General features: G+C 36.3%; 9 protein-coding genes. 8 read left to right on the top strand and 1 reads right to left on the bottom strand.

Annotation, left to right across the window (positions count from 1 at the left end; genetic code table 11):
- Genes P177_RS02540 through P177_RS02530 form a run of 3 tightly spaced genes read left to right on the top strand, consistent with a single transcriptional unit; the run spans nt 1 to nt 4,096 of the window.
- Complete coding sequence (locus tag P177_RS02540; RefSeq protein WP_036151507.1) at nt 1–2,472, top strand: ligase-associated DNA damage response DEXH box helicase; 2,472 nt, start codon at nt 1–3, stop codon at nt 2,470–2,472.
- A gap of 52 nt (nt 2,473–2,524) precedes the next feature.
- The gene (gene pdeM, locus P177_RS02535) at nt 2,525–3,235 is read left to right on the top strand and encodes a ligase-associated DNA damage response endonuclease PdeM (protein ID WP_316930771.1); all 711 of its coding nucleotides are present in this window, start codon (nt 2,525–2,527) and stop codon (nt 3,233–3,235) included.
- Between the two features lie 57 nt (nt 3,236–3,292).
- Nucleotides 3,293–4,096: a hypothetical protein gene (locus P177_RS02530; RefSeq protein WP_036151502.1), complete on the top strand. Its 804-nt coding sequence runs from the start codon at nt 3,293–3,295 to the stop codon at nt 4,094–4,096.
- On the opposite strand, the gene P177_RS02525 is transcribed toward P177_RS02530, so the two are convergent.
- Nucleotides 4,093–5,442: a dihydrolipoyl dehydrogenase family protein gene (locus P177_RS02525; RefSeq protein ID WP_036151499.1), complete on the bottom strand. Its 1,350-nt coding sequence runs from the start codon at nt 5,440–5,442 to the stop codon at nt 4,093–4,095. The two genes, P177_RS02530 and P177_RS02525, sit on opposite strands and share 4 nt — an antisense overlap.
- 125 nt (nt 5,443–5,567) lie before the next feature.
- Between P177_RS02525 and mfd the strand changes: the two genes are divergently transcribed.
- From mfd to P177_RS02500, 5 genes are all read left to right on the top strand, one after another.
- Nucleotides 5,568–8,936 carry a transcription-repair coupling factor gene (gene mfd / locus P177_RS02520; protein WP_036151497.1) on the top strand — a complete coding sequence of 1,123 codons (3,369 nt, stop codon included), beginning with the start codon at nt 5,568–5,570 and terminating at the stop codon, nt 8,934–8,936.
- The gene (locus P177_RS02515) at nt 8,936–9,262 is read left to right on the top strand and encodes a TerB family tellurite resistance protein (protein WP_036151496.1); all 327 of its coding nucleotides are present in this window, start codon (nt 8,936–8,938) and stop codon (nt 9,260–9,262) included. The genes mfd and P177_RS02515 overlap by 1 nt, the downstream gene beginning before the upstream one ends.
- 99 nt (nt 9,263–9,361) lie before the next feature.
- Nucleotides 9,362–10,375, top strand: a complete 1,014-nt coding sequence (gene yiaK, locus P177_RS02510; protein ID WP_209435178.1) for a 3-dehydro-L-gulonate 2-dehydrogenase — start codon at nt 9,362–9,364, stop codon at nt 10,373–10,375.
- 240 nt (nt 10,376–10,615) lie between these two features.
- A complete protein-coding gene (locus P177_RS02505) occupies nt 10,616–10,945 on the top strand; it encodes a hypothetical protein (RefSeq protein WP_036151492.1) in 330 nt (109 codons plus the stop codon).
- A gap of 9 nt (nt 10,946–10,954) precedes the next feature.
- Nucleotides 10,955–11,287 (top strand): tellurite resistance TerB family protein, encoded by a 333-nt coding sequence (locus P177_RS02500; RefSeq protein ID WP_051941683.1) that lies wholly within the window; start codon nt 10,955–10,957, stop codon nt 11,285–11,287.
- Nucleotide 11,288: the final 1 nt, after the last annotated feature.

Here is an 11,288-nt window from a genome sequence, read left to right as displayed (position 1 = left end):
ATGGTAAAAAGACAAGAACTATACGATATCGCCGAAAATTGGTTTCAAGAACAAAATTGGAAACCGTTTAAATTCCAAAAAGATACTTGGAAGGCATTTCTACAGGGTAAAAACGGACTCCTAAATGCACCAACAGGTAGTGGTAAAACTTATGCATTGTGGTTTCCTATTGTATTGAATTACATTAAGAATAATCCTAACTATAAGACAAAGCACAAAAAGGGATTAAAAGCAATTTGGATTACACCACTACGTGCGTTATCCCAAGAAATTAAACAATCCGCAGAACGTATTACCTTAGATTTAGGCACGCAAATGACCGTTGGTATTCGGTCTGGTGATACCACCACGAAAGAACGCGCGAAGCAAAAAAAGCAAATGCCAGATTTGCTGATCACTACACCAGAAAGCCTACAACTACTTTTAGCATCAAAAGGTTATGAGAAAATTTTTAAAGACTGTTCGGCAATTGTCGTTGATGAGTGGCACGAGATTCTCGGTACCAAACGGGGTGTACAAATGGAGCTTGCACTATCTCGCTTAAAAAATGTCTCACCACAATTACGCATTTGGGGAATTTCCGCAACTATAGGTAATTTAGAACAAGCACGAGATGTACTACTAGGTATTGAATCTCAAACTCTTGAAAATTCCGTTCTCATTAAAGCCAACATCAATAAAAAAATTACGGTAAAAAGTATTATTCCTAAAAAGATGGAAACCTTTCCTTGGCGTGGGCATTTGGGGCTACATTTGTTAGAAGATGTAATACCTATCATCAATAATAGCAAAACCACTCTACTTTTTACAAATACTAGAAGTCAGTGCGAAATTTGGTTTCAGAAAATACTGGAAAAACACCCTGAGTATGCAGGTGAAATGGCAATGCATCATGGTAGTATAAATAAAGAAACACGGGTTTGGGTAGAAAATGCCATTAGAAATGAACAGTTAAAAGCTGTTGTGTGTACTTCTAGTTTAGACTTGGGTGTAGATTTTGCTCCCGTAGAAACTGTAATTCAAATTGGCGGACCAAAAGGGGTTGCCCGATTTCTACAACGAGCAGGGCGTAGCGGTCACAGACCTGGCAAGGAAAGTGTTATCTATTTTTTACCTACGCATGCCATTGAACTTATAGAGGCATCGGCATTGCAAAAAGCAGTAAAGCAGAATACCGTTGAAGACCGCATGCCCTACCTCAACAGTTATGATGTGCTCTTGCAATACTTAACCACTTTGGCGATTTCTGAAGGATTCTATCCTAAAGAAATTTATCAAGAAATAAAGCAGACATTTTGCTACCAAGCACTTACTGAAGAAAAGTGGCAATGGTTATTGAATTTTTTGGTGATGGGCAGCCAGAGTTTACAGAGTTATGACGAGTACAAAAAAGTACAAATCGAAGAAGATGGCAAGTTTAAAGTGAATAATAGAGGCGTAGCAATGCGTCACCGTTTTCAAATAGGCACTATTGTAGGTGATGTAAATTTATCTGTCAAGTACCAAAAAGGAGGCTATATTGGATCTATTGAAGAATTCTTTATTTCTAAACTAAATAGAGGTGATGTATTTACGTTTGCGGGCAGAAACTTAGAATTCATTCGGATAAAGGAAATGACCGTTCAGGTAAAAAACTCGAACAAAAAAACCAATAAGATATCTAGTTGGATGGGGAGCCGATTAACACTATCCGCCCAAATGTCCGAGTTACTTAGAAACGAATTATACAGTTCTAGTGAACCTATAAAAAATCAATCTGCAGAAATACGGGCATTGAAACCTCTTTTTGACCGACAACGAAGAGATAGTATTGTACCCAAACCATCGGAATTTTTAATTGAAACCTTTAAAACTCGCGATGGCTACCATCACCTCTTCTACCCTTTTGAAGGTCGCTTTGTACACGAAGCCATGGGAAGTTTACTGGGCTATCGCATTAGTTTGCTCTCCCCTATTACTTTTTCATTAGCATTCAATGATTACGGTTTTGAACTTTTATCAGACCAACCCATAGATATTCAGCAAGTATTGGATAATGATCTGTTTACGACAGATTATATGTTAGATGATTTGCAAAAAAGCTTAAATGCTACTGAAATGGCACGTCGACGGTTTAGGGATGTTGCCATTATTAGTGGAATGGTCTTTACCGGCTATCCTAAAAAGGGAATAAAAATGAGGCATTTGCAAAGTAGTTCTCAATTGCTATTCGATGTATTTAGAGATTATGAGCCAGACAATTTGTTATTTCAACAAGCTTTTACCGAGACTTTTGAACACCAGTTAGAAGAAGGTCGTTTACGATTGTCCTTAGAGCGAATTGCAACACAAGAAATCGTTTGGAAGGCGTGCGACCAACCCACACCATTTTCTTTCCCTTTAATTACCGAACGTGTGGGACGCGAAAAATTATCGAGCGAAAAATTGGCTGATCGAATTAAAAAGATGGCTGCACTATTGATGAAGAAATAAAAAACCTTGCCCTTTAACCACCAAAGAGGGAATTTCTGTTCTTGAGGTCAAAATGAATTTTAAATCCGGACTTTCTTGTAATTTTGCATCAATGACCCATTCCATCATCCTTCATAATCAAACTTTTGAAATGCATTTCTCTGGCGCATTGTTCTGGTCAGAAAATTCAACGCTATTAATCAGCGATGTGCATTTAGGCAAGGTTTCTCATTTTAGAAAATATGGCGCTGCAGTACCGCAACAAGCCGTAAAGCAAAATTTTGACGCTTTAACTGAAGTTGTAGACTATTTTAAACCTAAAACAATTATTTTTTTAGGTGATTTATTCCATTCCTCATTAAATATAGAATGGGCAATTTTTGAAGAATGGGTAAAAACCATATCAGCTGAAATTATTCTTGTAAGCGGCAATCATGATATTATATCGCCATTAAAATATGAAGCTTTATCAATAAAGGTAATTCCCGAATTGATAATCGATTCTTTTCTTTTGACCCACCACCCAGAAGAACGAGAAGGTTTTTTTAATTTTTCGGGACATATACACCCCGCCATTAAATTAAGTGGATTAGGTAGGCAATCTGTTCGATTACCTTGTTTTTATAAAACCGAGCATCAAATGATAGTGCCTGCATTTGGCGAATTTACGGGCACCTACACCTTAGAACCTTGTGATGGCTGTGAAATTTATGCGCTTTTAGGAGATGCAGTACTACCTGTTCCAATAAAAGAGGTGAAAAAGAAGCGTAAATACCGAAAATAGTTCGTTTAATGTGCTAAAGAGCATAACTTTATAAGATAACCGCTATAGTTTTACATTATGAAAAAGAAGCTATCCGTTCTCAACTTAGTCTCCGTTATTTTGGTCATTCTAGTGAATTACATTTCACAGGCTTTTTCTTTAAACGATACCACAATAGGTGAAATGAGCGCCAAGTACGCTAATTTGTTTACTCCTGCAGGATATGCTTTCGCCATTTGGGGTGTTATATTTTTGAGCCTACTGGCATATGGTATTTTTCAAGTAAAAAGAGCTTTTTTCAGTGCTAAACAAAGTGATTTTATTGAACAAACAGGTTACTGGTTTGTCTTGGCGAATGTTTTAAACTGTTGTTGGGTAATTGCATTTATGTACAATTACACAGGACTTTCAGTTATAATTATGTTAGGTATTCTGCTTTCGCTCATAAAAATTATTCTGAACACAAACATGGAAAGATGGGATGCACCTATAGAAGTATTGGCTTTTGTTTGGTGGCCCATTTGTTTTTATAGTGGATGGATATCTGTTGCCACCATTGCCAATATATCAGCATATTTAAGCAAGCTAGATTGGAACGGTGGTATTTTATCTGAACAAGCCTGGACGATAAATATGATAGTAGCAGCCACAGTCATTAATCTATTAATGATATGGAAAAGAAACATGAGAGAATTTGCCCTTGTAGGCGTTTGGGCATTGGCAGCCATTTTTGTAAGACATAATGGCTCTAATATGTACATTGCCTATTCAGCAATGGCAGGTGCTATTATTCTTTTTACCACTATTGCAGCACATGGAATAAAAAACCATAAAACTAGTCCGTTCAAAAAACTTCAAGAACGGTTAAAGGAGAAATCCTAGACCATACTTTTTATATCATTAGACCAAGATGGATAGGAGAAAATAGTAGACTTTATATCCCTATCCGTCATTCCATGATTAATTGCCATGGTAAAGATATTTATTGTCTCACCAGCACCTGGCCCTAACAAATGAGCACCAACAATCTCATTGGTTCTTTCATTTAAAATCACTTTATAAGCATATAGCGGAGCATTAATTCTTTTAGCATTGAACCAATCTGTCGCTATATCAAATTTGACATGTACATTTTTATATCTAGCTCTTGCCTCATCTTCAGAATAACCTACGGTTGCCAAATTAGGCAATGTAAATACCACTGACGGTATCACTGGAACTTCCAATTCCTTCTTATTACCATTTAAAATATTTTCAGCCACCACATAACCTTGTCTACCCGAGAGCGGAGTTAGCGGTAAATTCTTATCAGATACATCTCCACAAGCATATACATTAGGGTTACTTTTACTTTGCAAAAAGCTATTTGTTTCAACACCTTTATCACTAAAATCAACATTGCCTTTTTCAAGATCTAAAGCCGCTAATGCTGGTACACGACCGGCAGTATTATAAAATACATTAGCTTCTATCGTCTTTTCTACACCTTTAATTTTATACGTCAGCGTACGTAATTTTCGCTTCTTTTTCAAAGAAATCGGTGTTGCTTCAAAAATGAATTTTATACCTAATGACTCAGAATATTTTCTAAGCTCTTTAACTAAATCTTCATCAAACGCATGTAAAGGTCTTTTACCGGTATCTATAATAGTTACTTCGGCTCCAGCTCTTACCGCCATGTGAGCGAACTCCATTCCTATATACCCTGCACCCACAAATACAACTTTAGAAGGTAGCTTTTTTAGGTTTAAAAAATCGTCGCTAATCTTAAAATGCTTTGCCCCGGGTATTGTTAGTGTTCTTGGTATTTGCCCCGTTGCAATTACGATCTTTTTTGCAGTAATTTTTTTACCTTCTACTAACAGACTGTTTTTGTCAATAAATTTCGGGGATTGATGAAATAGAACTATTCCCTTTTCTTTTAAAATACGCTCGGTAGAAACGGGAACATTGATCGTAAAATTTCGCTTATATTTTTGCAGTTGTTTCCAATTGATTTTAGCAGGTTTACTAATTCCCTTTCCTTTTAAATTTTCACTTAATTCGTATGCCTCCATGGCACCCAGCAAAATTTTCTTTGGATCGCACCCTCTATTGGCACAGGTACCACCAAACTCACGGTTATCCGCTATTGCTACTTTCATACCAGCTTTTACACAAGCTTTCGCAACGGTTTGCCCCGCAATTCCGCTTCCTATTACAAAAACATCAAACTCCTTATCATCCATAAAACAGTACTTTTTATAATACTACACAATTTGCGACTTTTTACGGGCAATATGTAGCCCATTTGTGATAATAATGAGTGGTATCCATTTCTTAGGTATCCGTATATTTGCAAAAACTTAAACTGTTGAGTCATTCTTCAATACAACAACGGTATAGCCAGTCTCCCCAAATAGGGAAACTGCAAAACGCTATTTCCGATTCTGAAAATTCAGGCAATAAAAACGTTCAATTAAAAGGTCTTGTAGGGTCGTCGTTATCCTTTGTACTTTCAACCATCTTTCAATCAGAAGATCGCCCGTTCTTGGCAATCTTCAATGATAAAGAAGAGGCTGCGTATTATTTAAACGATTTGGAACGACTAATTGGTGAAGATAAAGTTCTTTTTTACCCAGGTAGTTATAGAAGACCTTATCAAATTGAAGAAACAGACAATGCCAATGTACTTTTACGTGCAGAGGTGTTGAACAGAATAAATTCAAGAAAAAAACCCGCGGTAATAGTCACTTACCCAGATGCACTTTTTGAGAAAGTAGTTACCAGAAAAGAGTTGGATAAGAATACCCTGAAAATGAAATTGGGGGATACACTTTCATTAGACTTTTTGAACGAGATTTTATTCGAATATAAATTTAAGCGTGTCGATTTTATTACCGAACCAGGTGAGTTTTCTGTTCGTGGGGGTATTGTAGATGTATATTCATTCTCTCATGACGAACCCTATAGAATTGAGTTTTTTGGTGATGAAATAGATAGTATTAGAACTTTTGACGTAGAAACACAGCTATCTAAAGAAAAGGTAAAGTCAATTACCATTGTGCCCAACATGGCAGATAAATTTCTAATTGACAAAAGACAGAGCTTTTTAACTTATGTATCCTCTAATACCTTAGTTTTCGCTAAGAATACTGACTTTTTATTTGATAGATTAGATGATTTCTTTGAAAAGGCGAAAGAAGCTTTTACAAAATTGTCAAAAGACATTAAACATGCCGAGCCTGAAGAATTGTTCATGGGCGGTAAAGAGTTTAACCAGCAATTATCTGGCTTTACACTTTTAACCCAAGATGCCAAGCGCGACGCTCCCAACCTAATTGAATTTCATTCAAAACCTCAACCTTCTTTCAATAAAAAGTTCGATTTATTAATCGATAATTTAAACGGCTATAAAGATAAAGGCTACACCAACTATATTTTTTGTGCCAGTGAGCAGCAAGCCAAACGTTTTCATGACATTTTTGAAGAGGTGAACAAACAGGTTCACTACCAAATTATAGTCTCTCCGCTATTTCAAGGTTTTATTGATGATGACCAAAAATTGATTTGTTATACCGACCACCAAATTTTTGAGCGATATCATAAATTCCATTTAAAGAACGGCTATGCAAAAAAACAGGCCATAACTTTAAAAGAGCTGAACAAGCTTGAAATTGGTGATTACGTTACCCACATTGATCACGGCATAGGTAAATTTGGAGGCTTACAAAAGATAGATGTTGAAGGTAAAAAGCAAGAAGCCATAAAATTAATGTATGGCGAACGTGATATTCTTTATGTAAGCATACATTCATTACACAAAATTTCCAAGTTCAATGGTAAAGACGGTGCACCACCAAAAATATACAAATTAGGCTCAGGTGCATGGAAGAAAATTAAGGACAAGACCAAGTCCCGCGTCAAAAAAATCGCCTTTAACCTTATTAAAATTTACGCAAAACGTAGACTGGAAAAGGGGTTTCAATATAGTCCGGACAGTTACTTGCAAAATGAACTAGAGGCTTCTTTTATTTATGAGGACACGCCTGATCAAAGCACCGCTACCGAAGATGTAAAAAGAGACATGGAAAGTGAGCGACCTATGGATCGTTTAATATGTGGCGATGTTGGTTTTGGAAAAACGGAGATTGCCATTCGTGCAGCATTTAAAGCTGTAGACAACGGTAAGCAAGTAGCAGTTTTAGTACCAACAACCATATTGGCATTTCAGCACCATCGTACTTTTGCCGAGCGTTTGAAGGACATGCCGGTAACGGTAGATTATCTGAACAGATTTAGAACGGCAAAAGAGAAAAAAGACACCATACAGCGATTAAGTGAAGGTAAAGTAGATATTATTATTGGCACCCATCAATTGGTCAATAAAAATGTTAAGTTCAAAGATCTTGGACTTTTAATTGTTGATGAGGAGCAAAAATTTGGCGTTGCGGTAAAAGACAAATTAAAGTCCATTAAAGAAAATGTGGATGTATTGACCTTAACGGCAACACCTATACCAAGAACCCTTCAATTCAGTTTAATGGCGGCTCGTGACCTTTCTACAATTACTACTGCCCCACCAAATAGATATCCAATTGAAAGTCAGGTAGTACGTTTTAATGAAGAAGTCATAAGAGATGCGGTCAGTTATGAAATTGAACGTGGCGGTCAGGTTTTCTTTATTCACAATCGTATTGAAAATATTAAGGAAGTTGCCGGTATGATCCAAAGATTGGTACCAGATGCCAAAGTAGGTATTGGTCACGGTCAAATGGAAGGTAAAAAACTAGAAGCTTTAATGCTTGGCTTTATGAATAGCGAGTTTGATGTGCTAGTTTCAACCACCATTATAGAAAGTGGACTGGATGTTACCAATGCGAATACTATCTTCATTAACAATGCGAACAATTTTGGGTTGAGTGATTTACACCAAATGCGTGGGCGTGTGGGTCGTGGAAATAAAAAGGCATTTTGTTACTTTATTACTCCGCCGTACGAAGTAATGACAAACGATGCCCGTAAAAGAATTGAAGCACTAGAGCAGTTTACGGAATTGGGTAGCGGATTCAATATAGCTATGAAAGATTTAGAGATTCGTGGTGCGGGAGACTTATTGGGTGGAGAACAAAGCGGATTCATTAACGAAATTGGGTTTGAAACGTATCAAAAAATACTAGCCGAAGCCATAGATGAGTTAAAAGAAAATGAATTTAAAGACCTATATGAAGAAGTGGAAGGCAAACATGAGAAGGTCTTTGTAAAGGAAACACAGATAGATTCTGACTTTGAGTTGCTCTTTCCTGATGACTACATCAATAATATAACAGAAAGACTAACGTTATATACAGAGTTGAACCAAGTAAAAGACGAAGCAGCGCTTCAAAAATTCGAGGCTCAATTGGTAGATCGTTTTGGCGAATTACCGGAAGAAGCTCAAGATCTATTAAATTCCGTTCGCATAAAATGGATAGCAAATAATATAGGTCTAGAGAAAATAGTAATGAAACAGGGTAAAATGATTGGGTACTTTATTAGTGACCAGCAATCGGCATTTTATCAAACTGCAACATTTACAAGAGTATTACAATACGTGCAGTCACATGCACAGCAATGTAAAATAAAGGAGAAAAAGACCCGTAATGGTTTACGATTGTTATTAGTATTCGAAAATATACGATCTGTAGACAGGGCATATTTGGCATTGAAGCCATTTGAAATTAAAGAAAAAACAACTGCATAATGGAATTTGAAATACCAGAAAAATTAGCGATTGTGCATCTTATTGATTCAGTTATTATAGCTGATGGCGAGGTTCATAAAGGCGAAATAAATGCGTTAAGCAAATTGATGCCTATTATTGATTTTGATAGTAATTTTTTGATTCAAGCACGTACCATTGATATTGACCAAAGTGTACATATACTTAAGGGTATGTCTGAGGCTAAAAAAAGTAGACTAGCAGAAATTCTAGAAGATGTAGCCATATCTGACGGTTATATTCACGAAAAAGAGAGTGAAGTTATACGTCATGTCTTTTCAGAAATAGGAGTATCTAAAAAAGCGTAGTTTTATCATATTTGTAGCCGTTCTGCTACATTGACCTTCGTAAAGTTTACCGAGCAAAACAACTTATGTATCTTAACGGTTGAATTTAAACAAACTGTTGTGAGCGAAATAAAAGTTTCATCTGAAGAAATGAAATCTGTTTTAGAGTCTTTGTTCATCAAACACTCTTTCACAAAAGCACAAGCATCCCTACTAGCTAAAATTCATACTGAAAGCACTTTAGATGGTGTTTACTCCCACGGAATAAATAGAGTACCCGTATTTATAGAATATGTCAATAAAGGCTTAATCAAGACAGACGCCATAGCAACAAAAACAGCTTCAATGGGGAGCATGGAAAGATGGGACGGTAATCTAGGATCAGGAGTATTGAACTCCCTAAAATGTACAGACCAAGCAATAACCTTGGCAAAAACTCACGGAATGGGTTTAGTCGCCCTTAAAAACACCAATCATTGGATGCGTGGCGGAACATATGGTTGGCGAGCAGCGGAACAAGGTTGTATTTCAATCCTATTTACCAATACCATACCCAATATGCCAGCTTGGGGAGGAAAAGAGAACAGATTAGGTAACAATCCGTTAGTCATCTCCATCCCTAGAAAAGAAGGTCATGTTGTTTTAGATATGGCACTCTCACAGTTCTCTTTTGGAAAAATGCAAAGCTTGGATTTGAAAAATGAAGAACTTCCATTTCATGGGGGCTGGGATAAAAACAATACACTGACCAAGCAACCTAAAGACATTATAGAAACTGGACGCGCTTTACCGGTTGGGTATTGGAAAGGGTCTGCACTCTCTATGGTATTGGATATGTTGGCTACTTTATTATCTGCAGGGAATTCAACTTACAAAATTGGACTCAAAAAAAATGAAACAGCGCTTTCACAGGTATTTATGTGTATTGACCCAAAAACATTTTCTGATCAAGGACTTCAAGAAAATCTACTAAACGAAATTATTCAATTTACACACAACGGACCTTCAATTAATAAAGGGGATAGCACATTTTACCCAGGTGAGCGCACGTTGGCGACAAGAAAAAGATCTGAAGTGGCGGGCATGCAAGTCAGTACAAAAATTTGGAAAGAAGTACTTAGATTATTAGCTTAACGTGTCATGCATATAAAAATCATGAACCCATAGTAAATATCTTAGATGGTAACTTTAATCCCCTTTTAATACCAAGCCATTTAATTAGGTAAGAACCCGCAAAAAATCATAAGCGCCCTATTTAGCGTTAATCTTCTTCAATTCTGAAAAAATAGCATTCTATTTTAGTGAATAAGTAGTCGTTAAAATCGCTGTAATATACTATTGTTTTTTATATCTTTCAGCTCCTAAAATTATAGTATGGAGTTTGAAGAGTTTGTAAAAGCAGCCTTTGTTAAAATGATTTATGAAGTTATTGAAGCAGACGGTAAAATACACCCTGGCGAACTAGAAACGTTGAACAAACTGAAAGTAAGTATTGGTTTTGATGACGCATTCTTAGAACGAGCAAAATTATTGAATTATGACAATGCTTTAGTTACGCTATACAATATACCACATGAACAAAAAACAGCTCTAGCAGAAATTCTTGATGAAGTTGCCATTTCTGATGGCGCTATTCACAAAAAAGAAATGGAGCTGATCATAGAGACTTTTATCAATATAGGATTAGGAGAAGAAACAGAGTAAATAAAAGGTATGACAGAGTACACAAAAGAGGAGAAATTGGCTATAGTTAAAATGGTAGATTATGTTATTCTAGCTGATAGCAAAGTAGACCCTGCAGAAATGCGCTACCTTACTCAACTTATGGTTCGTTTGTCTTTTGATAGTTTTTTCATAGGTGAAGCTAGAAACTTAGATAAAGAAAAAGCCTTTAAGATATTAAGCTTAATGTCATTGCCTAAAAAAAGAGAACTCGCGAAACTTTTAGATGAAGTGGCTATTTCTGACGGATTTGTACATGAAAAAGAGGTTCTAAAAATAGCTGAGGCCCTAGATCATATGGAGATTGAAAAAGAATTTTCATAAG

The sequence above is a fragment of the Maribacter forsetii DSM 18668 genome (genome assembly GCF_000744105.1).
Taxonomy (GTDB): Bacteria; Bacteroidota; Bacteroidia; order Flavobacteriales; family Flavobacteriaceae; genus Maribacter; species Maribacter forsetii.
This window is presented reverse-complemented; position numbering and strand designations above follow the sequence as displayed.